Here is a 23,851-nt window from a genome sequence, read left to right on the forward strand (position 1 = left end):
CAACTAGTGCGTCAACAACCGCTCCCGCAGCCGCGCGACCTCCGCGTCGGTCAGCCCCAGCCCGTCCCGCACATAGCCCTCGACCGACCCGTACCGCTCCTGCGCCGTGGTGAACGCGGTGTTCAGGTAGTCCTCGTGCACGTCGAAGACCGGCTTGAGGTGTGCGGGGTCGAAGCCGCGCTCGGCGATGTGCCTGAGGATCTCGCCGTTCTTGTCCGCGAGGTGCTCCGCGCTGGCCAGGTAGTCCTCGACGATGGTCACCCGCGGCACCCCGAGCAGGGTGAGCAGCACCGCCGAGGTCCACCCGGTCCGGTCCTTGCCCTGCGAGCAGTGGAACACCGTCGGCGCTTCCACGGCCGCCATCCGGGCGAACACGTCGCGGTAGGCCGTCCGGGCCCCCTCGGTGGTCACGAAGCGCCGGTACACCTCGCACATCAGATCGCGCCCGGCCGTGCCGCCGAGCAGTTCACCCGCGCGGTCCGGGTCGGCGAACACCTCGCCGAACAGCTCGTCGTTCTGGCGCCCCATCACGTCCGCGATCAACAGCTCGGCGCCCTCGGGCACCCGGTCCGGCTCACGGTCGCGCTCGGTGTCCGAGCGCAGGTCGATCACCAGGCCGATGCCCAGCCGCAGCAGCGTCGCGGCGTCCGCGGCATCCACCTCGCCCAGACCGTCGGAGCGGTACACGAGACCCGTGCGCACCTTGCGGCCGTCCACGGTGGCATGCCCACCCGCGTCACGGAAGTTCGGGGCGGTGACCAGTATCGGCGTCGGGGACGTCATGGTGCGCGGTCCTTCGCTTCGAGGAGATGCCGGGCGAGCGGATGCCGGACGGGCGGCTGCCGGGTGGGTGCATCCACCCTACGGGAGGGTACGGCGGAGGATGCCGCTGCCCGCGTTCGGCAATCTCGGCGATCACCTTTGGCCATTCGGGCGTCCGCGCGCGGCCATCCCGCCCCCGCCGCCCCGGTTCGGGCCGGGCACCGTCGTCATGTGGGTGCCCACACCGCGTGCTCGACCCGCAGCAGCATCGCCGAGCGCCCGGCCAGCCGCAGTCCGCTGCCGCCCGCGACCGGCTCGCTGTAGCGTGCCATCGGGTCTTCCTCCAGTGCCGTGTCCAGCACCACCTCGTAACTGTGCGCCCACGGCTCGTCCGGCAGCGTGAAGCGCATCGGCTGCGAGGACGCGTGCAGGATGAACAGGAAGCTGTCATCCAGGATCCGTTCGCCGCGCGGGCCCCGACGGTCGATGTCCAGACCGGACAGGTACATCCCCAGCGTCGCGGTCGGCGCGAACCAGTCCTTGCGGGTCATCTCGCGCCCGCCGGGGGTGAACCAGGCCAGATCGCGCAGCCCGTCCGGCGCCACCGGGCGACCCGAGTAGAACGCCCGTCGGCACAAAACCGGATGCGCCCGCCGCAGCCGGATCAACCGCGCGGTCAGATCCAGCAGCGGCCGCCACTGCGGCGAGTCCAGCGCCGACCAGTCCAGCCAGGACAGCTCGTTGTCCTGACAGTAGGCGTTGTTGTTGCCCGCCTGGGTGCGGCCCATCTCGTCGCCGGAGGTGATCATCGGGACGCCCGTGGACAGCAGCAGGGTGGTCATCAGGTTGCGGATCTGCCGCTTGCGCAGCGAGACCACGTTCGGGTCCGACGTCTCGCCCTCGTAGCCGTGGTTCCACGACCGGTTGTTGTCGGTGCCGTCCCGGTTGTCCTCGCCGTTCTCCTCGTTGCGCTTGCGTTCGTAGGTGACCAGGTCGCGCATGGTGAAGCCGTCGTGCGCGGTGACGAAATTGATCGAGGCGTACGGGCTGCGCCCGTCGCGCTGGTACAGGTCTGACGAGCCGGACAGTCGGTAGGCCAGCCCGCGCACATCCGGGTGGGCGCCCCGCCAGAAGTCGCGGACCGCGTCCCGATACTGGTCGTTCCACTCGGTCCACAGCGGCGGGAACGCGCCCACCTGATAGCCGCCGGCGCCCAGGTCCCACGGCTCGGCGATCAGCTTGACCCGGGACAACACCGGGTCCTGGGCGATCACGGTCAGGAACGAGGACAGCATGTCCACGTCGTGCGTCGACCGGGCCAGCGCCGCCGCCAGGTCGAACCGGAAGCCGTCCACACCCATCTCGATCACCCAGTAGCGCAGCGAGTCGGTGATCAACTGGAGCACCTGCGGCTGGACCACGTCGAGCGTGTTCCCGCAGCCGGTGTAGTCGGTGTAGTGCCGGCCCCCGTCGGCCAATCGGTAGTAGCCGGCGTTGTCGATGCCCCGAAAGCACAACGTCGGCCCGGCCGGGCCGCCCTCGCCGGTGTGGTTGTAGACCACGTCCAGGATCACTTCGATGCCGGCCGCGTGCAGCGCGTGCACCATGTCCCGGAACTCGTGCACCTGACCGCCGCGCCCGCCCGCCGAACTGTAGCCGGCGTGCGGCGCGAAGAAGCCCACCGTGTTGTAGCCCCAGTGGTTGGTCCGTCTGCCCCGCAACAGGTGTTCCTCGGACACGAACTGATGCACCGGCAACAACTCGACCGCGGTCACCCCCAGCCGGACCAGATGATCGATCGCGGCCGGGTGGGCCAGGCCCGCGTAGGTGCCGCGCAGGTGGTCCGGGATGCGCGGGTGGCGCGCGGTGAAGCCCTTGACGTGCAGTTCGTAGATGACACTCTCGGCCCACGGGATCTTCGGCCGCCGGTCCTGCGACCAGTCGCTGTCATCCGCCACGACCACCGACTTGGGGACGTACGCGGCCGAGTCGCGATCGTCGCGCACCGTGTCGTCGCGGCCGCGCACGTGCCCGAACACCGCGTCGTGCAGCACGAAATCGCCGTCCACGGCCCGTGCGTAGGGGTCCAGGAGCAGCTTGGCCGGGTTCCAGCGGGCGCCCCGACCCGGCTCCCAGCGTCCGTGCACGCGGTAGCCGTACCGCTGACCGGGGCGCACACCGGGCACGTAGCCGTGCCACACCCGAAAGGTCTGCTCGCGCAGCGGCAGCCGACTCTCGCGCGGCGTCCCGTCCGGTCCGTCCTCGAACAGGCACAGGTCGACCGCCTCCGCGTCGCCGGCCCACAGCGCGAAGTTGGTGCCCGCGCCGTCGAAGCGCGCGCCGAGCGGCAACCGGCGGCCCGGCCAGGGCGGCGGCACATGGCCGTTGGACATGGCATATCCGCCGAGCACGTCACGCGTGTCGACCTCGGGGTCCGTCGATTCCCACTCGAGCGTCACGGCCCGCCTCCCATCCCGGTCCCCCGGGATGTTCCCGCCGGGCCCCCACACCTACACGCCCGGACCCTGATCCCCGGACAGGACCTGTCCCGGTACGCCGCTGCGGCGGCATCCCCCGAGGGATGCCGCCGCAGCGGGAACGACGATCGGCTGGGTCGGTGCGGCCGATCGGGTCTGCTCAGAACCAGGGGTGCCAGTGGCGGACGATGTCCGCGTTGCCCTGCCCGATCACCACGACGCCCGAGTTGCCGTTGACGCCCGCGGTGTTGTTCTGGTTCGAGGCACCGGCGCCGGTCGCGCTCTGCTGGGTGGCGTTGTAGTTGCCGTCCACGCCGCCGAGCACGTTCCCGCTGCCACTGTTGGTGGTGGAGGAGGTCGTGGTCGACGCGGTCGAGCCGTTGTCTCCGACGGTGCCGTTGCCCCCGTCGGCGGAGGCGGCGCCGGCGCCCAGGAAGAGCAGGCCGGCGACGAGGGGGGCTACGGCGAGAGTGCCGAGCTTGCGGTTCATGTGGATCCTCCGTGTGTCGCGGATCCGGGCTGAGCCCGGGCATCCCATCAGGTGCACGGGTCGCTGCGGGGGCGAACGACCCGGCCCTCGGAGCGACTTCGTGTGACCAAGCTGTCGCAAGCAGTGACAACAAATCCAGTCACATGGCTCGGCTTCCCTCGGGAGAGTGACATGGGAGCCCCGTGCCCCCAACGAGCGCCGACACGGAGGGTTGCGGCCGAGGTGGGATTTCCGCCGATTCGGCCTAGACTTTCGGCCATTGTGGCTGGATTTCATGGCTTTGTCGATGAACGGTGAGTGACCGAGGCGTCGTTCCCTACCGGCGGAGCGCGGAAGTGCACCTCAAGTCCTTTCGTGCCACCCCGCCGGGGGCGCGCGCTCCCGTCTTCACACGAGCTTCACGAATGCCGGGTTTGAGTAAGGTTGCCGGTATGCCTGTCGTAGTCACCGGAGCCGACCAACCTCTCGGTCGTGCCGTCGCGCTCGAACTCGCGGCCTCGGACGGGGAGGTGCGAGCCACCGTCCGCGATCGCGGCGCGGTCGGCGCGCTGCGGGCGGCCGGCATCCGGGTCGCGGTGAGCGACCTGTGCGACCCGGGGCGGCTGGGCGCGGTGCTGGAGGGCGCGCACACCGTGGTGCACCTCGATCGCGGCGCCGACGGGGACGGTTCGCCGGGTGACACCTGGGGGTGGTTGCTGGAGGCAGCGGAGGGTACGGATCTCCAGCGGATCGTCACGGTCCTGCCACAGCCACCGACCCATGCTTGGGCCCAAGGAGCCGAATCGGAGTACGAATTGATCATCCGTCAGTTGCCCGCCGGCGGGGCCGATCGGCCGGGATGCCCGGATCCGGCGCTGGTCCACGAACTGGTGGAGGCCGATCGGCGGGCCGAGTGAGACACGTCGAGGCGGCGCGATCACGGTGGGCCGGCTGCCCGTTGTCCGAGAGGATGGCCGGGATGGCCGTATTTGCCTGCGGATGACCGAGACTTCGGAACCGCGGTGGATGTTCGATTCGTCACATGGGTTGTGAGATGTGGCTCTCGGCCCAGGCCGGGTTACGACTCGGCTCCGGATGAAGGGACTACCCGTACATGTCAGCAGGATCGAAGCCGCTCTCGTCGAGGCGGTCGCCGGCTCGATGGCGTGTGCTGCCCGCACTGGTGCTCGGCGCGCTCCTGCTCGTGTCGGGCTGCAGCTCCGACGACGGCAACGACGACGGCAAGAAGGCCGACGGCGGGAACACCTCGACGGCCAAGGGTGATCAGAAGAAGGGGGCCGATCCGGCGGCGATCACGCTGACCCCGGCGGACGGCGCGACCGCGATCGACCCGCAGGCGCCGATCACGATCGCGGTCGACGGTGGCAAGCTCGGCGAGGTCAAGGTCGTCAACGCGCGGAACGAACCGGTCGACGGCGCACTCGACCCGGACGGCAAGACCTGGAAGCCCAAGGTCGCCTTCACCCTCGGCGGCAAGTACACGGTCAGCGCGACCGCGACCAACGCCGACAACGCGCCCACCACCGCGCGGGCGACGTTCGGCACGTTGTCCGGCGACAAGAAGGTCACCGCGAGGTTCAGCCCCGAGGACGGCGCCACCGTCGGCGTGGGCTTCCCGGTGTCCCTGACCTTCGACTATCCGGTCAAGAACAGGGCCGCGGTGGAGAAGGCGCTGTCCGTCGACGTCCAGCCCAAGGTCGAAGGCGACTGGCACTGGTTCGACAACACCCGCGTGGACTACCGGCCCAGGGACTACTGGGCGCCCGGTACGAACGTGAAGGTCAACCTGAACCTGCGCGGGGTCGACGTCGGCAACGGCGCGATCGCCAACCAGTTCAAGAGCTACAGCTTCAAGGTGGCCGCCACCAAGCGGATCGCCATGGTGGACGTGAAGGCGCACACCATGAAGGTGTACGAGAACGACCAGTTGATCAAGACCATCCCGATCACGGCCGGCAAGTCGCCGAAGTACAGCACGTGGAACGGCAAGATGGTGATCACCGAGAAGTTCGAGAAGACCCGGATGAACTCGCAGACCGTGGGCCTGGGCAGCGAGTACGACATCGACGACGTGCCGAACGCGATGCGGATCACCACGTCGGGCACCTTCGTGCACGGCAACTACTGGGCCGACCCGAGTGTCTTCGGCAGCGAGAACACCAGCCACGGCTGCGTCTCGATGACGAAGGAGAACGCCAAGTGGCTGTACGACCGGGTGATCCCGGGCGACGTCGTGGACATCTCCGGCTCCGACGAGCGCACCGTGGCCGCGGACAACGGCTTCGGCGACTGGAACGTGCCCTGGGACAAGTGGATCGCGAGCGATACGTCGGACGGCGCTCCGAAGAGCACGACGCCGACGCACTGAGGCGCGGGCGCCGAGGCCCGGGGAGCGAGGCCCGGGCGCCGACGGGTGGGCCCGGTGGGTTGGCACCGGGACTCGGGCGCCGAGGCCGACGGGCCGGGACAAGGCCGCGACCCACGCGCCGGCGGCCCCGCTCGCGGCCGCGCGGGGTGCCGGCGCCTAAGGTCGGGTCAGCACATCAGGGCTGACCAAAGGAGAGCGTCATGGGCGAATTCGTCAACCTGGAAGTGGCCGACGGCGTCGGCACGATCCGGCTGAGCCGGCCGCCGATGAACGCGCTGAACCGGCAACTCCAGGAGGAGTTGCGGGCGGTGGCGCACGAGGCGAGCGAGCGCGCCGACGTGCGCGCGGTCGTGCTCTACGGCGGTGAGAAGGTGTTCGCGGCGGGTGCGGACATCAAGGAGATGGCCGACATGTCGTACGTCGACATGGCCGACCGGGGCGCCGCGCTCCAGTCCTCGTTCACCGCCGTCGCCGAGATCCCCAAGCCGGTCGTCGCCGCGATCACCGGCTTCGCGCTCGGCGGCGGTTGCGAACTCGCGCTGTGCGCGGACGTACGGGTGTGCGCCGACACCGCGAAGCTGGGCCAGCCGGAGATCACTCTGGGCATCATCCCGGGCGCCGGCGGCACCCAGCGGCTGCCCCGGTTGATCGGCCCCGCCAAGGCCAAGGACCTGATCTTCACCGGTCGCTTCGTGGCCGCCGAGGAGGCGCTCGCGATCGGCCTGGTGGACCGGGTGGTCCCGGCCGAGGACGTGTACACCGAGGCGGTGAAGTGGGCCACGCAGTTCGCCAACGGCCCGGCCTACGCGCTGCGCGCGGCCAAGGAGGCGATCGACCGCGGCCTCGACGTCGACCTGGACACCGGCCTGGAGATCGAACGCCTCCAGTTCACCGCGCTGTTCGCCACCGAGGACCGCTCCACCGGCATGCGCGCCTTTGTGGCCAAGGAGAAGCCGAAGTTCACGGGCCGCTGATCGCGGTCGCGAAACGGCCGCGGGGCCGGTGGGGCGAGTGCCCCGCCGGCCCCGCGGCCGTCGGCGTGAACGTGGATCCGCGAGGTGGGATCAGAGGTTCGGGTACAGCGGGTGCTTCTTCGCCAGGGTCGTGACGCGCGCGGCCAGGGCCGCCTTGCGGGCGTCGTCGAAGCCGGGGAGGAGGGCCTCGGCGATGATGTCGGAGACCTCCTCGAAGTCGGCCGCCTCGAAACCGCGGGTGGCCAGGGCCGGCGTGCCGATCCGCAGTCCGGAGGTGACCATGGCCGGCCGCGGGTCGAACGGGACCGCGTTGCGGTTGACCGTGATGCCGATCTCGTGCAGGCGGTCCTCGCCCTGCTGACCGTTGAGCTCCGAGTCGCGCAGGTCGACCAGGACCAGGTGCACGTCGGTGCCGCCGGTGAGCACGGTGATGCCCGCGTCGGTGACGTCCGCGCGGGTGAGCCGCTCGGCGAGGATGACCGAGCCCTCCAGGGTGCGCCGCTGGCGGTCCTTGAAGTCGTCGGAGGCGGCGACCTTGAAGGCCACCGCCTTGCCCGCGATCACGTGCTCCAGGGGGCCGCCCTGCTGGCCCGGGAAGACCGCCGAGTTGATCTTCTTGGCGTACTCCGCCTTGGACAGGATGACGCCGCCGCGCGGGCCGCCCAGGGTCTTGTGCGTCGTGGTGGTGACCACGTCCGCGTACGGCACGGGGCTGGGGTGCAGACCCGCGGCGACCAGGCCCGCGAAGTGCGCCATGTCCACCATGAAGTACGCGCCGACCTCGTCGGCGATCCGGCGGAACTCGGCGAAGTCGAGCTGCCTCGGGTAGGCCGACCAGCCGGCGATGATCAGCTTCGGTCGGTGCTCCTTGGCCAGGCGCTCGACCTCCTCCATGTCGACCCGGTGGGTCTTCTCGTCGACGTGGTAGGCGACCACGTTGTAGAGCTTGCCGGAGAAGTTGATCTTCATGCCGTGGGTGAGGTGGCCGCCGTGGGCCAGGTCCAGGCCGAGGATCGTGTCGCCGGGCGTGAGCAGCGCGAACATCGCTGCGGCGTTCGCGGACGCGCCCGAGTGCGGCTGCACGTTGGCGGCCTCGGCGCCGAAGAGCTCCTTGACCCGGTCGATGGCGAGCTGCTCGACGACGTCGACGTGCTCGCAGCCGCCGTAGTAGCGCCGGCCGGGGTAGCCCTCGGCGTACTTGTTGGTCAGGACGGAACCCTGCGCCTCCAACACCGCCACGGGGGCGAAGTTCTCGGAGGCGATCATCTCCAGGGTGTTCTGCTGGCGGTGCAGCTCGTCGGTGACGGCGGCGGCGACCTGCGGGTCCACCTCGCTCAGCGGACGGTCCAGGATCGTCACGGTTGTCAGCTCCTCGATCGGGTCGATCTCGATCATTCGCCGCAGAACGCGGCGTACTCGTCGGCCGACAGCAGGCCCTCGGCCTCGCCGTCGATGCGCACCTTGAACAGCCAGCCCGCCCCGAAGGGGTCGGAGTTCACCAGGGCGGGGTCCTCGGCGACCGCGTCGTTGATCTCGACGATCTCACCGGAGACCGGCGCGTACATGTCGCTGACCGACTTGGTGGACTCCAGCTCGCCGCACGGCTCGCCGGCGACGACCGTCTGGCCGACCTCGGGAAGCTGGACGAACACCACGTCGCCGAGCGCGTCGGCCGCGTGCTTGGTGATGCCGACGAGGGCGGGGGAGGCCGCCTCGTCGAGCCACTCGTGTTCCTTGCTGTAGCGCAGGTGCTGGGGTGCGTGCACGGGTCCATTCTCCATTCGAATGAGGTGAGTCTGTTCCGCAGGTTGTTTTGTAATGGTTTATCCCGCCGGCCCGAGAGCGTCCGCCGGCCCGAGAGCCGGATTCGGGCCGCGGCCGAAGAGCTCGGATCGGGCCCGCTCGCAGCCGGGCCGGTCCGTGCCCGGCGAGCTCGGGTCAGGCCCGCTTGTAGAACGGCAGCGCGACGACCTCGACCGGCTCCGCCTTGCCGCGGATGTCCACGGCCAGCCGGGTGCCCGGTTCGGCCCGCTCCGACGCCACGTACGCCATCGCGATCGGCACGCCCAGTGTCGGCGAGGGCGCGCCGGAGGTGACCTCGCCGACCCGCTCGCCGGTCTCCGCGTCCACCACCGGGTAGCCCGCACGCGGGACCCGCTTGCCCGGCGAGGTGAGCCCGACCAGCGTCCGGCGCACGTCCTCCTGCGCCGCGGCCAGCGCGTCGCGCCCGACGAAGTCCTCGGGCTTGTCCAGCCGGACCACCCGACCCAGGTTGGCCTCGTACGGCGAGGTGTCCCGGGTCAGCTCGTGGCCGTACAGCGGCATGCCCGCCTCCAGGCGCAGCGTGTCCCGGCAGGAGAGCCCGGCCGGCACCAGGCCGTGCGGCTTGCCCGCCGCGAGCAGCGCCTCCCACAGCGCGACCGCGTCGTCGGGCGCGGCGAACAGTTCGAAGCCGTCCTCGCCGGTGTAGCCGGTGCGCGCGAGCAACACCGGGACGCCGGCGACCTCGGTGCGCAGGATCGCGTAGTACTTGAGCGCGGGCAGGTCCGCGTCGGTGAGCGAGCCGACGATCTCGGTCGACGCGGGGCCCTGCACGGCGAGCAGCGTGTACTCCTCGGACGCGTCGCGCACGACGGCGTCGAAGTTCTCCGAGCGGTACTTCAGGCTGCCCGCGACCACGTCCGCGTTGGACGCGTTGGCCACCACCACGAAGTGCTCGTCGCCCAGCCGGTAGACGATCAGGTCGTCGACGATGCCGCCCTCTTCGGTGCAGATCATCGTGTACCGGGCGCGGTCGACCCCGATCTTCGAGACGAAACCGACCAGGGCGTGGTCGAGCGCGCGGGCGGCGTCCGGGCCGGTGACCTCGATCTCGCCCATGTGGGTGAGATCGAACAGGCCGGCCGTGGTGCGCACCGCGGTGTGCTCGTCGCGCTCGCTTCCGTACCGGAGCGGCATCCGCCAACCGGCGAAGTCGGTCATCGTGGCCCCGAGCGCGTCGTGCACGGCGTCGAGCGGGGTCCGGCGGTCGGTGGTCATGCGAAGGCTCCTTCGAGGGGGCGCCGGCGGGAACACCCGAGGGGCGCGGGCCGGTCGGGGGCATGGCGAACGGTCGCGTGCTCGGCGGCGCGCACCACGCGCGGACCGCGGACGGGGAGCGCGGACGACGAGGGGGTGCCGGCGCGAGGTGCGGCGAAAGGTGACGGGTGGTGCGGCGAATACGACAACAAAGGGGGCTCCCTGCCATGGCTTTCAGCCCTTTTCGACCGGAGTCGGTCGAAAAGTGGGGTGCCCTCCCCTTCTGTCATCGGAACCTGAGAGCTTCATCGCGTGTGAGCGCATCCGCGCGAAACAGCGATTTGCACCGTGGGTGAACCGCACCAGCGGTGCGGTTGCTTTCCAGAAGTGCCTGACCCATGCGGTATCGGTGCCTGAGAGATTCCGGGGAGGAGTTGCTCCTTCGGCGCCCCGCTCGTGGGCGAGGACTCTTCCGCGTGGGGTCGACGGCCGATATGAGGTTGTGCCCGGCATGCTAGCGCGTGTCGTCAATCCCCCGCCGGGACCGGGAGCCGCCGGGACCGGGACCCGCCGAGCCCGAGGGCTGCCGACTTCGAGGGCCGGCGACTTCGAGGGATGGCCGACACGCGCTCGCGCGCGAGGGTACGAGGGTGCGACACCATGCGCAGGGCAGGACGGTTCGGGACAAGGGGAGGGCGCGTGGAGACGGACTCGGCGGGGGCGCATACCGGCGCCGCGACGAGCGGCGTATTGATGCCCCGGGCCGTGCACGACCTCCGGGAGGAGCACGATCGCACGGGGGACCGGATCGGCGACCGGGTGGTGGACGTACTGGTCTATCCGGCTTCGTGCGTGCTCGTGGTGACCGGCCTGCCCGGGGCCGGCAAGAGCACGCTGCTCGCGCGTGTGGTCACCCCCGGGCCGACCGTGGCCGTGCTGGACGCGGACCTGGTCCGGGCGCGCTGGGCGGTGCGCGCCGGCCGCATCCCCTATCGGGTCTATCGGCCGCTGGTGCGGCTCTCGCACTACGGCGAGGTCGCCCGGGCACTGCGCGGTCCCGGCGCCGTGGTCGTGCACGACAGCGGCCGAAACCCGATTCTGCGCCGGATGCTGGTGCTCGCCGCCCGTCGGCGCGGCAGTTCGGCGCACGCCCTGCTGCTGGACGTGACCGCCCATCAGGCGCTTTCCGGCCAACGCGCGCGCGGGCGCGGAGTGTCCACATCGGTGTTCGCCCGGCACCACCGCGAGTGGCGCGAACTGCTCGCCCGGCTGACGCCGTGGCTGGACGCGGGCCCCACCCTGGCGTCCGCGCCCGGCGGCTTCACATCGTGTGTACTGCTCGACCGACCGGCCGCCCGCAAGCTCGGCCGGATCGTTTTCGCAGAGCCCGTACCCGGACAGGCCCGACGGCGGCAGCCGACCGAGTCGTAAACTGCGGCGGACACCAGAGGAGCACCACCATGCCGTTCCCGGCCAATCCCGTGGAGAGCGCGCTCGTCGCGGCGATGCACGACCCGTCCCGGGCCGGGGCTCTCTTCGAGGCCCTGGCCGAGGCGGACGTGTGGGTGCCGCTGCCCGAGGGCGGCAACCCGGGCGACAGCGAACTGACTCTGCCGACCACCGAGATCGACGGCCGGCCGTACGTACCGGTGTTCTCCTCGGAGGAGGAGTTCCGGCGGGTCGCCGGCCCGATGCCGTGCACGGTCGCGCCGATGCGCGAGTTCGCCCGCGGGATGCCGCCGCATGTGGGCATCGCGGTCAACCCGGGCGGTGAGGCGGGCATCCCGATTCCACCGCCGGGCGTGCTCGAACTGGCCCGGTTGCCCGGCGCGGGTGTCCGCGGCGCGCGGGTGCGGCTGTACGAGCCGGACGAGGAGCCGATGGAGTTCCTGATCGCGGCCGCCGCCGAGTTCACCCACTTGCCGGTGGTGCTGAGCGCGCGACGCGGCCTGGGCGTGATCGAGTCCGACCCGCCGTGCCTGTTCATCGGCCTCGAACTGGACCGCTGGCAGGAGGAGGACCGGCTGGCAGCGGTCGGCGCCCTGGAGCGCGCGCTCGGCCGGGCCGCATCCCCGTGGCCGGTGAACGTGGTGCTGTTGGACGTTGCGCAGGATCCTGTGGGGGACTGGATGCTGGAACAGACCCAGCCGTTCTACCTGCGGGCCGACCAGCGCTGAGCCCGCGCCCGGTCACCCGCGCACCCGCGTGCGCGGCGCACACCGGCGCGCCCGGGTCCGGTGCCGGCCACCGCGGCATTCATCGCAATCACGTCGGCGGGTCGGCGAGCGGGCCGGCGGTACACGGGACACGGGATAACAGAACATCGGGACATCGGGACATCGGGACATCGGTTCGGGTTCGGGGAGGACGTCGTGAACCAGGTCGAACAGGCGTTGAGCCAGGTGGCGCCCGGGCGTTACGACGCCTACGAGCGGTTGCTCGAAGCGCTCACCGGCGCTCACGTGTGGATGCTGCTGTGGCAGGGGCAACCGGGCAGTCCGGATGCCCAGTACGGGAACATGGACGTGGCCGGGTGGCGTTACGCCCCGGCGTTCACGTCCGAGGAGCAGTTGCGTCTCAGTGGCTGGGATCGCTCCTTCGAGGTGTGTCCGGTCACCGAGATCGCCTCCTCGCTGTACACCGATCACTGGGGCCTGTGGCTGAATCCGCACGTCCAGGGCGGCGGCGTCGGCGTGCCCTACCTCGACCTCCGGCGAATCGTCGGCGGCCTGGACCGGTTGATGGCCGGCCCCCTGGAAGTGGGTGAACCGACCCTGTGGGACCCGGCGTTCTACGCCCTGCTCGGTGGCCAACTGTTCCAGACCCAGGTGGTGCGAGCCGCGCACCGCGCCTGGGTGCGGCCCACCGTCGGACCCGAACGCCTCGTGATCGGCCTGCGCCTGACGGACAATCAGCCCACCACGATGCAACGGATGCGGGACGCGATGGCACGCGCCTCGGCCGCCGCGCCGGCCGGACTGACGTTGTCCTCGGTCGCACTGGACGACCCGTTCGACCCGGTCGCCGCGTGGATGCGCGAGCACACCCGGCCGTTCATCGGCATCGACATGCTCGACGAGGCCGCGCGCAACACGCGGTGAACGAAGATCGGCGCACAGCGGCGGGAGGGGGTAACAGGCACTGATGCCCCCAAAAAACTGACGTCACGTCATCAACTGCTGCCTTGTTGTGATTTCGTGACCGATCTACGCGGATCAACCGGTGAATCGTGTCGCCGTAATCACGGTTCAGTAAAGGTATCCCTCGACCCCTGTTGGTGACCCCCGTCACGGAGGAGTCTCACCCGGACGACAGATCCCGAAGATCATCGGGATCGCAATGCCGGGTATGGCGACGGGACCGGCGATCCCGAGCCGCCGTCGCATCCGTGAGCGGGGAGGGTCGATCCATGACGGCACCGATCGAGACCACCGGTGTGGCCCGAGAGGCGCACCCCGAAGCGATCGCCGAGTCCGCCGGCGTACGCATCGAGGGTCGTTCCCTCGGCCAGATCGCGTGGGCCCGATTCCGTCGCGACAAGGTCGCGATGGCCGGTGGCGTAGTGATCATCTTCATGATCCTCGTGGCGATCTTCGCCCCGGTGATCACCTCGTTCGTCGGCGGCGACCCCGCCGAGTACCACGACGATCTGCTCGACCCGGTGTTGAACATCCCCAACGGCAGCTTCGGCGGCGCCAGTTGGGACCATCCGCTGGGTCTGGAGCCGGTCAACGGCCGGGACATCTTCTCGCGCATCGTCTACGGCGCCCGCATCTCGATGCTCGTGGCCTTCCTCGCCACGCTCCTGTCGGTGGTCATCGGTGTCGTCCTGGGCACCGTGGCGGGCTACTTCGGCGGCTGGGTCGACGCGCTGATCAGCCGCGCGATGGACGTCTTCCTGGCCTTCCCGCTGCTCCTGTTCGCGATCGCGATCGGCAGCAGCCTCCAGGGCGAGGCGTTCGGCATGAAGGGCGACACGCTCCGGGTCACCGTGCTGATCTTCGTGATCGGCTTCTTCAGCTGGCCCTACATAGCCCGCATCGTGCGCGGCCAGACCTTGTCGCTGCGCGAGCGGGAGTTCGTCGAGGCGGCCCGCAGCCTCGGGGCCACCGATCGGCACATCATCTTCAAGGAACTGCTGCCGAACCTGGTCGGTCCGATCCTGGTGTACTCCACGCTGCTGATCCCGACCAACATCCTGTTCGAGGCCGCCCTTTCGTACCTGGGGGTCGGCGTGCAGGAACCCACCGCCTCGTGGGGTGGCATGCTCGCGCGCGCCACCTCCCGGTACGAGGACGCACCGATGTTCATGGTCGTCCCCGGAGTCACGATCTTCATCACCGTGCTCGCGTTCAACCTGCTCGGCGACGGCCTTCGAGACGCCCTCGACCCACGCAGCCGCTGAATATCCCGCAAGTCCCCACGGAGGAGGCACGACCAGCGATGAAACACCCGGTAACTCGCAGGCGTAGGGCCCAAGCGCTGATCGGCATCGTTGCGGTCACCGCGCTGGCCGCAACCGCGTGTGGCGGTGGTGGCGGCGGCTCGAAGAAGAAGTACTCGCCGAGCAACAAGGCCGTCACCGAGGTCGTCAACCAGTCGCCCAAGAAGGGCGGCACGCTCAAGCTGGTCAGCTCGGACAAGTTCGACTCGCTCGACCCGGGCGACATGTACTACGCCTCGGCCTGGAACTTCTCCCGGCTGATGGCCCGTCCGCTGCTGACCTTCAAGCCCGCCCCGGGCAACGCGAGCTACGAGTTCGCGCCGGACCTGGCCACCGACGTGGGCAAGACCGACGACGGCGGCAAGACCTGGACGTACCACCTGCGCAAGGGCGTCAAGTACGAGGACGGTACCGAGGTCAAGGCCGCGGACGTCAAGTACGCCGTCGAGCGGACCTTCGACAAGGAGATCCTGCCCAACGGCCCGGCGTACTTCACCCAGTACCTGGACCCGGACGGCGCCTACAAGGGCCCGTACAAGGACAGCGCGCCGGACAAGCTGGGCCTGAACGCGATCGAGACGCCGGACGACTACACCATCGTCTTCAAGATGAAGGAACCGTTCGCGGACTTCAACTACCTCGCCGCGCTCCCGCAGACCGCGCCGGTCCCGCCCGCCAAGGACACCGGCAAGGAGTACGTCAAGCACCCCCTCGCCACCGGCGCGTACATGGTCGACGGCCAGTACGAGCCCGGCAAGGCGGTCAACCTGATCCGCAACCCGCACTGGGACCCGAGCACCGACCCGCTGCGCAAGGCGCTGCCGGACCGGATCGAACTCCTGGAGAAGCAGGACGCGAACGACGTCGACAACCGGCTCTTCGCCGGCACGGCGCAGCTCGACGTGGTCGGCACCGGTGTCCAGGCCGCCGCCCAGAACAAGATCCTGACCGACGAGAAGCTGGCCGCGAACTCGGACGACGCGGTCTCCGGCGCGCTGGCGTACCTCGCGATCAGCTCGAAGACCCCGCCGTTCGACAACGTGCACTGCCGGCGCGCCGTGCAGTACGCGGTGAACAAGGCGCAGATGCAGCGCGCGGTCGGTGGCGAGGTCGGTGCCGACATCGCGACGAACCTGATGCCGCCGACGCTGGCCGGTTCCAAGGTCGCCGACATGTACCCCAACGGCGCGAAGCACACCGGTGACGTGGCCAAGGCCAAGGACGAGCTCAAGCAGTGCGGCAAGCCGGACGGCTTCAGCACCGTGCTCACCGCGCGCAGCAACCGGCCCAAGGAGGTCGCGGGCGCCACGTCGGTGCAGAACGCGCTCGCCAAGGTCGGCATCAAGATCGAGATCCGCCAGTACCCCTCGGGCGACTACTTCACCCAGTTCGCCGGTGTGCCCAAGTGGGTGGCGGACAACAAGGTCGGCATCATGTTCATGCAGTGGGGTCCCGACTTCCCGACCCAGTTCGGCTTCTTCCAGCAGATCGTGGACGGTCGGGCGATCAAGCCCGCAGGTGGCACGAACCTGTCCGAGCTGAACGACCCGGCGGTCAACGGTCTGATCGACCAGGCCACCCGCACGATCGACCAGAACGCGAGCGCGGCCATCTGGCAGCAGCTGGACCAGAAGGTCATGGAGTCGGCGGTGATGGTTCCGTTCGCGTGGACCAAGTCGCTGCTCTACCGCCCGCCGAACGTGACCAACCTGGTCGTCACCCCCGCGTACTCCGGGATGTACGACTACCTCAACATCGGTATCCAGTAAGCCTGCGACGAGGTCAGTAGCCCGAAGGAGAGGTGAAGGCCCGTCAGTTCCGGTGCGGGGAGTGGTGATCCCGCTCCCCGCACCGGACCGGGTCGCCGGCTCATGATTTTCTATCTGCTCAGGCGACTGGCGGGAGCGGTGGTGCTCCTGTTGATCGTCACCATGGCGGTCTTCGCCATCTTCTTCCTCATCCCGCGTCTGGGAGGCGCCACAAGCGACCAACTCGCTGCGCGGTACGTCGGCAAGTCACCCAGCCCGGAAGCGATTTCGCAGGTCAAGCACAGCCTCGGGCTGGACAAGTCGGTGCCCGAGCAGTACGGCAAATTCGTCAAGGGCATGATCGCCGGCAAGGACTACGACACCGGCGTACGCAAGGTGCACTGCGCACCGCCGTGCCTGGGCTTCTCCTTCCGCAACAACCTGGAGGTGTGGCCGCGGCTACAGGACCGGATCCCGGTCACGCTGTCGCTGGCCGCGGGCGCCGCGGTGATCTGGCTGATCGCGGGCGTCTCGATCGGGGTGATCTCGGCGCTCAAACGCGGCAGCCTCTGGGACCGCTTCTCGATGGGCTTCGCGCTCGCGGGAGTGTCCCTGCCACCGTTCTTCACCGGCCTGGTGGCACTGGCGTTGTTCAGTTATCAATGGCCGATCTTCAAGGGCGTGCACTACGTGCCCTTCTTCGACAATCCGGGCAGCTGGGCCTGGAACCTGGTTCTGCCCTGGCTGACCCTGGCGTTCCTGTACGCGGCGTTGTACGCCCGACTCACCCGCGCCGGCATGCTCGAAACCATGAGCGAGGACTACATCCGCACCGCGCGGGCCAAGGGCCTGCGGGAGCGGGACGTCATCGTCAAACACGGGCTGCGCGCGGCGCTCACGCCGATCCTGACCATCTTCGGCATGGACGTCGGCCTGCTCCTGGGCGGCGCGATCCTGACCGAACAGGTCTATTCGCTCGACGGAATCGGCAAGTTCGCCGTCGAGGCGATCACGCAACAGGATCTGCCCGAAGTGCTCGGCGTGACGATGATCGCCGCCATCTTCGTGATCCTGGCCAACCTCGTCGTGGACCTGCTCTACGCGGTCGTCGATCCCCGGGTGAGGACCTGATGCCCCGACTGCTACCGCGCCGCAAGCGGGACACCGCGGCCGAGACACCCAAGCTCGCCCCGGCCGGTCCGCCGCCGGAGGCCGACAACTTCCTCGAAGTGCGCGGCCTCACCGTGCACTTCCCCACCGACGACGGCCTGGTACGCAGCGTCGACGGGGTGGACTTCGCGCTCCGGCGCGGGCGCACCCTGGGCATCGTCGGCGAATCCGGCTCCGGCAAGAGCGTCACCTCGCTGGCGATCATGGGCCTGCACGGCAACACCGGTGCCCGGATCGGCGGCGAAATCTGGCTGGACGGGCAGGAGTTGGTTCGCTCGACGCCCGAGCAGGTCCGGCTGATGCGCGGCCGTCGGATGGCGATGATCTTCCAGGACCCGATGTCCTCGATGCACCCGTACTACACGGTGGGTCACCAGATCATCGAGGCGTACCAGGTGCACAACGAGGTCTCCGGCAAGCAGGCCCGCACGCACGCGATCGACCTGCTCGGCCGGGTCGGCATCCCGCGTCCGGACCGGCGCGTGGACGACTACCCGCACCAGTTCTCCGGCGGCATGCGCCAGCGCGCGATGATCGCGATGGCGCTGAGCTGCGACCCGGAACTGTTGATCGCGGACGAGCCGACCACCGCGCTGGACGTCACCGTGCAGGCCCAGATCCTGGACCTGATCCGGGACCTGCAACGTGAGTTCAACTCCGCGGTGATGATGATCACGCACGACCTGGGTGTGGTCGCCGAACTCGCCGACGACGTACTGGTGATGTACGCGGGCCGGGCGGTCGAGCACGGTCCCTCGCGGACTCTGTTCGAGCAGCCCCGACACCCCTACACCTGGGGCTTGTTGGGTTCGCTGACCCGGCTCGACCGGGATCGCCAGGAACGGCTGATGCCGATCAAGGGCAGCCCGCCGAGTCTGATCTCGCTGCCCTCGGGCTGCGCGTTTCGTACCCGCTGCCCGTACGCGGACCACAACGACGGGCGTGAGAAGACCGAGGTCCCCCAGCTGCTCGAGATCGAGCCGGGCCACCGGACCGCATGCCACCTGGACATCCAGGAGCGCGAGCGGATCTGGACCGAGGACATCAGGCCGCGCCTGTGAGCGAGACGGCGAACGGGAAAGCGGATGGGCCCGCGGCCGGTGGGATGGATGGGCGTAGGGCCGGTGGCAGGGCTCGTGGAACCGGTCGCGGGGTTGAGGGCACGGCGGATGGCACGGCGGGAATCAAAGGGAACGGGAACGCTGAAGTGACCGAGGGCGCCCGAGCGGGAGACGACGTGAAAGCTGCGCAGGCCGCCGAGGGGGCCGCCGATTCCCCGGACGTGCGGGAACGGGACGTGCTGGTGCGTGTGCGCGGGCTGCGCAAACACTTCCCGATCCGGTCCGGGGTGACCCGGCGCCGGGCGGGTGCGGTCAAGGCCGTGGACGGTCTCGACTTCGACATCCGCGAGGGCGAGACGCTGGGTCTGGTGGGCGAGTCGGGCTGTGGCAAGTCGACCACCGGGCGGATGGTGATGCGGCTGCTGGAGCCCACCGAGGGCACCATCGAATTCGGCGGGCGCGACATCACCGGGCTCTCCCGGGGGCAACTTCGACCGCTGCGGCGCGACTTCCAGATGATCTTCCAGGACCCGCAATCCTCGCTGAACCCCCGGCACACCGTCGGCACCATCGTCGGGCTGCCGTTCCGGTTGCAGAAGGTCACCCCCGAGGGCGGCATCAAGAAGGCCGTGCAGGAACTGCTGGAACTGGTCGGGCTCAGTCCCGAGCACTACAACCGCTACCCGCACGAATTCTCCGGCGGCCAGCGCCAGCGGATCGGCATCGCGCGGGCGTTGGCGCTGCGACCCAAGCTGGTGGTCGCCGACGAACCGGTGTCCGCGCTGGACGTGTCGATCCAGGCGCAGGTGGTCAACCTGCTGGACGACCTGCAGAACGAGTTCGGGCTGACCTATCTGATCATCGCGCACGACCTGTCGGTGGTCCGGCACACCAGCGACCGGGTCGCGGTGATGTACCTCGGCAAGATCGTCGAGATCGCGGACCGCGAGGACCTCTACTCCTCGCCCAAGCACCCGTACACGGTCGCCCTGATGTCCGCCGTCCCGGTGCCGGATCCGGCCCGGCGCGAGACCCGCGAGCGCATCCTGCTCAAGGGTGACGTGCCCAGCCCGATGGATCCGCCGCCGGCCTGCCGGTTCCATACCCGGTGCTGGAAGGTGCAGGACATCTGCAAGACGCAGGAGCCGCCGCTGGCCGAGATCACCGGACGGCATCAGGTGGCCTGCCACTTCCCGGAGAACGTGCCGGCGGGGGAGGGCGGCGCGGTCGAGGTGGTGGAGTTGGTGAAGCCGGGGGCGGCTGCGGATGTGGATGCGGCTGCGGCCGGTGTGGCTGAGGCTTCGGTGACGGATGTGGATGCGTCCGGTGCGGAGGCTGCGGACGCGGATGCTGGTGGTCCTACGGATGTGGCTGAGCCCAAGGACACACCGCCCACATCGGCCCCGTGAGTAACGGGCCGTGCGTGGCGGTGTAGAACATCCGTTATGTCGCCCGAGGTGCCGCCCGAGATCTTCCACCACACGCTCCAGCAGGTCCTGGACCTGATCGGCATCTTCGTGTTCGCGGCGGCCGGTGCGCTGATGGCCGTCCGGAAGAACTTCGACGTCATCGGGATCGCCCTGCTCGCCGAGGTCACCGCCCTCGGCGGCGGGGTGATACGTGATGTGATCATCGGGTCGGTGCCACCGGCGGCCTTCACCGATCTCGGTTACTTCTCCACTCCGTTGCTCGCCGCCGGCCTGGTCTTCTTCCTGCACCCCCAAGTCGAGCGCATCATGTCCGCGATCGACGTGCTGGACGCGGCCGGGCTCGGCCTGTTCTGTGTGACCGGCACCGCGAAGGCGTACGCGTACGGCCTGAATCCGATCCCGGCCGCCGCGCTCGGGGTGACCACCGCGGTCGGCGGCGGCGCGATGCGCGATGTGCTGGCGCGCGAAGTGCCCACGCTGCTGCGCTGGGACCGGGAGATCTACACCTTCCCGGCGCTGCTCGGCGCGGGCATCACCGCCGCGCTGATCGAGTTCGACCTGTTCGGGCCGGTCACCGCGACGGCGGCGGTGACCTTCGCGTTCCTGCTCCGGGTGCTCGCGCTCCGGCGCGGGTGGCGGGCGCCGCGCGCGTGGCGCCGGAACTCGGGCACCAGCGCCGAGGAGCACTGAGCCGGCGGCGACCCGTGTGTGCTGGTGCCGGCCATCCCCGGCGACTTCGCGGGCTCGCAGCCCCGGCTGTCCCGGCGCTTGTGGCTCGCCCGATTCCTGCCCGGAGGGCCGCGTTACGGACGGGTGTACGGCCGCCGCGCCGGCGCCCGCGCGTACCCGACTAAGCTTCGCAGTGCGATGGCCTACTTCGATCACGCGGCGACCACCCCGATGCGCCTTTCGGCAATCCGGGCGATGACCGTACAGCTTGCCCGACTCGGGAATCCGTCCTCGTTGCACGCGTCCGGGCGACGCGCGCGCCGCACGGTGGAGGAGTCCCGCGAGTCGCTGGCCCATGCGCTGGGTGCGCGACCGAGCGAGATCGTCTTCACCGCGGGCGGCACCGAGGCCGACAACCTCGCGATCAAGGGGATCTACTGGTCGCGGGTCGCGGCGGACCCGGCGCGGCGGCGGATACTCGTCAGTCCGGTGGAGCACCACGCCGTGCTCGACCCCGTGTTGTGGCTGGAGTCGGCCGAGGGCGCGGAGGTCGAGTGGCTGGACGTGGACACCGACGGGCGGGTGCAGCCGGACACCCTGCGAGCGGCGATCGAACGCGATCCGGCGTCGGTGGCGCTGGTGTCGGTGATGTGGGCCAACAACGAGGTCGGCACGGTCGAACCGATCGCCGAGCTGGTCGAGATCGCGCACGAGTTCGGCATCCCGTTCCATTCGGACGCGGTTCAGGCGGTCGGCCAGATCCCGGTCGACTTCTCGGCGGTCGGCCTGGACGCGATGACGGTCACCGGACACAAGCTGGGCGGCCCGGGCAACTGCGGCGCACTCGTGCTCGGGCGCGGCATCACGCCGGTACCGGTGCTGCACGGCGGCGGCCAGGAGCGCGACGTGCGCTCGGGCACGCTGGACGCCGCGTCGATCGCCGCGCTTGCCGTGGCGGCCGAGGAGTCGGTTCGCGAACAGGCACAGTACGCGCGGCGGGTGGGCGCGCTGCGGGACGAGTTGGTGCGGCGGATCGTGGCGGCTGTACCGGACGCGCAGCTCAACGGCGATCGGCGGCTCGACCCGGCGTACCGGTTGCCGGGCAACGCGCACTTCTCCTTCCCGGGCTGCGAGGGCGACTCGTTGCTGTTGCTGCTCGACGCGCGTGGGATCGAGTGCTCGACCGGTTCGGCCTGCTCGGCGGGCGTGGCCCAGCCGAGCCACGTACTGCTCGCGATGGGCGCGGACAGCGCCCGGGCTCGCGGCTCGCTGCGGTTCAGCCTGGGGCACACCACCACCGAGGCGGAGGTCGCGGAATTGGCCGAGGCGATCCTGCCGGTGGTCACTCGGGCCCGATCGGCGGGGTCGGTGGCGGCGCGCCGGTAGGGCGGCCGGCTCCGGGGTGGGGCGGGGTGGGGTGGGGCGGGGTGGAGTTGGGTTGTCTTTTGGGGCCCGGGCCGGTGGTGCTTTGGGGCGCGGGCCGGTGGTTTTTCGGGACGCGGGCCGGAGGTTCTTTGGAGTGCGGGCCGGTGGTTCTTTGGGACGGGGTTCGGGATCGGGTAATCCGCTCGGGGGTCCGTAGGGTGACCACGTACTCTTGAGGCGCCATGTCTGATCACACGCTTCCCCCTGCCAACGGCCGCCGCCTTCGGGTGCTCGCCGCCATGTCCGGCGGGGTCGACTCCGCCGTTGCCGCCGCCCGAGCGGTCGAGGCCGGCCACGACGTGGTCGGTGTCCACCTCGCGCTCTCGGCGAAACCCGCGACGCTGCGCGAGGGCGCCCGCGGCTGTTGCACGATCGAGGATTCCCGGGACGCGCGGCGAGCCGCGGACGTGATCGGCATTCCGTTCTATGTGTGGGACATGGCCGAGCGCTTCCGCGAGGACGTCATGGACGACTTCGTGGCCGAGTACAAGGCCGGGCGCACGCCGAACCCGTGCCTGCGCTGCAACGAGAAGATCAAGTTCGCGGCGCTGCTCGACAAGGCGCTCGGGCTCGGCTTCGACGCGGTGTGCACCGGGCACTACGCGCAGGTCGTCGAGCATCCGGACGGCTCGCGCGAGCTGCACCGCTCGGTCGACATGGGCAAGGACCAGTCGTATGTGCTGGGCGTGCTCGACACCGAGCAGCTCGCGCACGCGATGTTCCCGCTCGGCGGCGACACCAAGGGCGACGTGCGGGCGGAGGCCGAGCGGCGTGACCTCGCGGTCGCGCAGAAGCCGGACAGCCATGACATCTGCTTCATCGCCGACGGCGACACCCAGGGCTTCCTGGCCAAGCACCTGGGCACCGAGCGCGGCGACATCGTGGACGCGACGGGCACCAAGCTCGGTGAGCACGACGGTGCGTACGCGTACACGATCGGCCAGCGCAAGGGCCTGCGGATCGGCCGGCCGGCGGCGGACGGCAAGCCCCGGTACGTGCTGGACATCTCGCCGGTGAGCAACACCGTCACAGTCGGCCCGGTCGAGGCACTGGATGTGGACCGCCTGGTCGGCATCCGCCCGAGGTGGTGCGGTCCGGCCCCGGTCGGCGAGGTGGCCTGCACGGCCCAGGTCCGAGCGCACGGCGAGGAGACCCCGGCGATCGCGGAGGCGATCGGCGACGAGGTCCGCGTCCGACTGGCCGAGCCGATCCGAGGCATCGCCCGGGGGCAGGCGGTGGTCCTGTACGACGGGACGCGCGTCATCGGGTCGGCGACGATCGACGGGACGGCGTAGGGCGAGGTCGCGGGGGCGCTGGGTCGGGCCGGCGGGTCGGGCCGGCGGGGTCGCGGGCCGAGCGAGGCGAGGGCGGCAGGTCGCCGGTGGAGCCACCCGGTTGGGCGACGTCGCGAGCGCGGCGAGGCAAGGCAGCACCCGAATCGGGGACTCGATGAGCTCGGCCGGCCGGAGTCGCGGACGCGGCGAGTCGCGGCGAGTCGGGACGAGCCGGGTCGCGGGCAGGTGAGCGTGTGTGGCGGGGGTCGCGGGGGCGGGCGGTGCGGGTGGCCGGAGTCGTGACGGGGGCGGTGCTGCTTGTTGGGCGCCTTCGGCGCCGGCTCGCGAGGGGCCGCTTTTTCTTTCCCCCGCTTCGCTCCTCCAAGAAAAAGCGGCCCCTCGCTCGGGACTTCGTGTCCCTCCGCTTCGCTCCGGGTCACGAAGTCCACGTTTTGCGGCTCCGCCGCTCTCCGCGCTTCGCGCGTCGATCACGAGGTCTCGCGCGGGTCGGGGGCGCTGACGCGCCGGGGGGTGGCCGGGG

At 70.1% G+C, this 23,851-nt stretch carries 20 protein-coding genes and 2 riboswitches; of the genes, 14 read left to right on the plus strand and 6 right to left on the minus strand.

The genetic code is table 11. The features are described 5' to 3' along the window. Positions 1-3 precede the first annotated feature (3 nt). From A3IC_RS0142290 to A3IC_RS0142300, 3 genes are all read right to left on the minus strand, one after another. Complete coding sequence (locus A3IC_RS0142290) at positions 4-783, minus strand: tyrosine-protein phosphatase (RefSeq protein ID WP_020556121.1); 780 nt, start codon at positions 781-783, stop codon at positions 4-6. 206 nt (positions 784-989) lie between these two features. Further along, a complete protein-coding gene (gene glgX, locus A3IC_RS0142295; protein ID WP_052174051.1) occupies positions 990-3,155 on the minus strand; it encodes a glycogen debranching protein GlgX in 2,166 nt (721 codons plus the stop codon). Between the two features lie 244 nt (positions 3,156-3,399). Next, on the minus strand, positions 3,400-3,729 hold the full coding sequence (locus A3IC_RS0142300; RefSeq protein ID WP_020556123.1) for a hypothetical protein: 330 nt from the start codon (positions 3,727-3,729) through the stop codon (positions 3,400-3,402). 431 nt (positions 3,730-4,160) lie between these two features. Between A3IC_RS0142300 and A3IC_RS0142305 the strand changes: the two genes are divergently transcribed. The 3 genes from A3IC_RS0142305 to A3IC_RS0142315 all read left to right on the plus strand — a co-directional run bounded on the left by A3IC_RS0142305 (position 4,161) and on the right by A3IC_RS0142315 (position 7,071). Next, positions 4,161-4,625, plus strand: a complete 465-nt coding sequence (locus tag A3IC_RS0142305; RefSeq protein ID WP_020556124.1) for an NAD(P)H-binding protein — start codon at positions 4,161-4,163, stop codon at positions 4,623-4,625. Between the two features lie 251 nt (positions 4,626-4,876). Next, on the plus strand, positions 4,877-6,097 hold the full coding sequence (locus A3IC_RS59740) for a L,D-transpeptidase (RefSeq protein WP_020556125.1): 1,221 nt from the start codon (positions 4,877-4,879) through the stop codon (positions 6,095-6,097). Positions 6,098-6,297: 200 nt separating this feature from the next. Next, on the plus strand, positions 6,298-7,071 hold the full coding sequence (locus A3IC_RS0142315; protein ID WP_020556126.1) for an enoyl-CoA hydratase/isomerase family protein: 774 nt from the start codon (positions 6,298-6,300) through the stop codon (positions 7,069-7,071). Positions 7,072-7,161: 90 nt separating this feature from the next. Here A3IC_RS0142315 and A3IC_RS0142320 read toward each other — a convergent pair whose 3' ends face one another. From A3IC_RS0142320 to gcvT, 3 genes are all read right to left on the minus strand, one after another. Further along, the gene (locus A3IC_RS0142320) at positions 7,162-8,466 is read right to left on the minus strand and encodes a serine hydroxymethyltransferase (RefSeq protein WP_020556127.1); all 1,305 of its coding nucleotides are present in this window, start codon (positions 8,464-8,466) and stop codon (positions 7,162-7,164) included. After that, positions 8,463-8,837 (minus strand): glycine cleavage system protein GcvH, encoded by a 375-nt coding sequence (gene gcvH, locus A3IC_RS0142325; protein ID WP_020556128.1) that lies wholly within the window; start codon positions 8,835-8,837, stop codon positions 8,463-8,465. Before gcvH ends, A3IC_RS0142320 begins: the two co-directional genes overlap by 4 nt. A 172-nt stretch (positions 8,838-9,009) precedes the next feature. Continuing rightward, positions 9,010-10,110: a glycine cleavage system aminomethyltransferase GcvT gene (gene gcvT, locus A3IC_RS0142330; protein WP_020556129.1), complete on the minus strand. Its 1,101-nt coding sequence runs from the start codon at positions 10,108-10,110 to the stop codon at positions 9,010-9,012. Positions 10,111-10,362: 252 nt separating this feature from the next. Next, positions 10,363-10,480: riboswitch (glycine riboswitch) on the minus strand. Then, a riboswitch (glycine riboswitch) is annotated at positions 10,481-10,574 on the minus strand. It abuts the riboswitch before it with no gap. Between the two features lie 214 nt (positions 10,575-10,788). Between gcvT and A3IC_RS59745 the strand changes: the two genes are divergently transcribed. The 11 genes from A3IC_RS59745 (at position 10,789) to mnmA (ending at position 23,331) form a co-directional block, all read left to right on the plus strand. Continuing rightward, positions 10,789-11,520 (plus strand): AAA family ATPase, encoded by a 732-nt coding sequence (locus A3IC_RS59745; RefSeq protein ID WP_020556130.1) that lies wholly within the window; start codon positions 10,789-10,791, stop codon positions 11,518-11,520. 29 nt (positions 11,521-11,549) lie between these two features. After that, positions 11,550-12,266, plus strand: coding sequence for an enhanced serine sensitivity protein SseB (locus A3IC_RS0142340; protein ID WP_020556131.1), 717 nt, complete (start codon positions 11,550-11,552; stop codon positions 12,264-12,266). Between the two features lie 195 nt (positions 12,267-12,461). Continuing rightward, positions 12,462-13,190 (plus strand): enhanced serine sensitivity protein SseB C-terminal domain-containing protein, encoded by a 729-nt coding sequence (locus A3IC_RS0142345; protein ID WP_020556132.1) that lies wholly within the window; start codon positions 12,462-12,464, stop codon positions 13,188-13,190. A gap of 308 nt (positions 13,191-13,498) precedes the next feature. After that, the gene (locus tag A3IC_RS0142350; RefSeq protein ID WP_020556133.1) at positions 13,499-14,494 is read left to right on the plus strand and encodes an ABC transporter permease; all 996 of its coding nucleotides are present in this window, start codon (positions 13,499-13,501) and stop codon (positions 14,492-14,494) included. 38 nt (positions 14,495-14,532) lie between these two features. Then, entirely contained in the window at positions 14,533-16,302 is a 1,770-nt protein-coding gene (locus A3IC_RS0142355; protein ID WP_020556134.1) for an ABC transporter substrate-binding protein, read from the plus strand. 102 nt (positions 16,303-16,404) lie between these two features. Continuing rightward, positions 16,405-17,412 (plus strand): ABC transporter permease, encoded by a 1,008-nt coding sequence (locus A3IC_RS0142360; protein WP_020556135.1) that lies wholly within the window; start codon positions 16,405-16,407, stop codon positions 17,410-17,412. After that, entirely contained in the window at positions 17,412-18,512 is a 1,101-nt protein-coding gene (locus A3IC_RS0142365; protein ID WP_020556136.1) for an ABC transporter ATP-binding protein, read from the plus strand. The genes A3IC_RS0142360 and A3IC_RS0142365 overlap by 1 nt, the downstream gene beginning before the upstream one ends. 176 nt (positions 18,513-18,688) lie before the next feature. Further along, a complete protein-coding gene (locus tag A3IC_RS0142370; protein WP_063744960.1) occupies positions 18,689-19,921 on the plus strand; it encodes an ABC transporter ATP-binding protein in 1,233 nt (410 codons plus the stop codon). A gap of 36 nt (positions 19,922-19,957) precedes the next feature. Next, positions 19,958-20,632, plus strand: coding sequence for a trimeric intracellular cation channel family protein (locus tag A3IC_RS0142375; RefSeq protein WP_020556138.1), 675 nt, complete (start codon positions 19,958-19,960; stop codon positions 20,630-20,632). A 177-nt stretch (positions 20,633-20,809) separates the two neighbouring features. Continuing rightward, a complete protein-coding gene (locus tag A3IC_RS0142380) occupies positions 20,810-21,997 on the plus strand; it encodes a cysteine desulfurase family protein (RefSeq protein ID WP_026219370.1) in 1,188 nt (395 codons plus the stop codon). 221 nt (positions 21,998-22,218) lie between these two features. Next, positions 22,219-23,331, plus strand: a complete 1,113-nt coding sequence (mnmA, locus tag A3IC_RS0142385; RefSeq protein ID WP_026219371.1) for a tRNA 2-thiouridine(34) synthase MnmA — start codon at positions 22,219-22,221, stop codon at positions 23,329-23,331. Positions 23,332-23,851: the final 520 nt, after the last annotated feature.

This window comes from Embleya scabrispora DSM 41855, assembly GCF_000372745.1.
In the GTDB taxonomy this organism is placed as follows: domain Bacteria; phylum Actinomycetota; class Actinomycetes; order Streptomycetales; family Streptomycetaceae; genus Embleya; species Embleya scabrispora.

Bases quoted from the DNA above. Each gene is read 5' to 3' on its own strand.
- A3IC_RS0142375 (WP_020556138.1), top strand. From the start codon at position 19,958: ATGTCGCCCGAGGTGCCGCCCGAGATCTTCCACCACACGCTCCAGCAG.
- A3IC_RS0142365 (WP_020556136.1), top strand. From the start codon at position 17,412: ATGCCCCGACTGCTACCGCGCCGCAAGCGGGACACCGCGGCCGAGACA.
- gcvT (WP_020556129.1), bottom strand. From the start codon at position 10,110: ATGACCACCGACCGCCGGACCCCGCTCGACGCCGTGCACGACGCGCTC.
- A3IC_RS0142315 (WP_020556126.1), top strand. From the start codon at position 6,298: ATGGGCGAATTCGTCAACCTGGAAGTGGCCGACGGCGTCGGCACGATC.
- glgX (WP_052174051.1), bottom strand. From the start codon at position 3,155: ATGTCCAACGGCCATGTGCCGCCGCCCTGGCCGGGCCGCCGGTTGCCG.
- A3IC_RS0142380 (WP_026219370.1), top strand. From the start codon at position 20,810: ATGGCCTACTTCGATCACGCGGCGACCACCCCGATGCGCCTTTCGGCA.
- A3IC_RS0142300 (WP_020556123.1), bottom strand. From the start codon at position 3,729: ATGAACCGCAAGCTCGGCACTCTCGCCGTAGCCCCCCTCGTCGCCGGC.
- mnmA (WP_026219371.1), top strand. From the start codon at position 22,219: ATGTCTGATCACACGCTTCCCCCTGCCAACGGCCGCCGCCTTCGGGTG.
- A3IC_RS0142305 (WP_020556124.1), top strand. From the start codon at position 4,161: ATGCCTGTCGTAGTCACCGGAGCCGACCAACCTCTCGGTCGTGCCGTC.
- A3IC_RS0142350 (WP_020556133.1), top strand. From the start codon at position 13,499: ATGACGGCACCGATCGAGACCACCGGTGTGGCCCGAGAGGCGCACCCC.
- A3IC_RS0142355 (WP_020556134.1), top strand. From the start codon at position 14,533: ATGAAACACCCGGTAACTCGCAGGCGTAGGGCCCAAGCGCTGATCGGC.
- A3IC_RS0142320 (WP_020556127.1), bottom strand. From the start codon at position 8,466: ATGATCGAGATCGACCCGATCGAGGAGCTGACAACCGTGACGATCCTG.
- A3IC_RS0142360 (WP_020556135.1), top strand. From the start codon at position 16,405: ATGATTTTCTATCTGCTCAGGCGACTGGCGGGAGCGGTGGTGCTCCTG.
- A3IC_RS0142340 (WP_020556131.1), top strand. From the start codon at position 11,550: ATGCCGTTCCCGGCCAATCCCGTGGAGAGCGCGCTCGTCGCGGCGATG.
- A3IC_RS0142290 (WP_020556121.1), bottom strand. From the start codon at position 783: ATGACGTCCCCGACGCCGATACTGGTCACCGCCCCGAACTTCCGTGAC.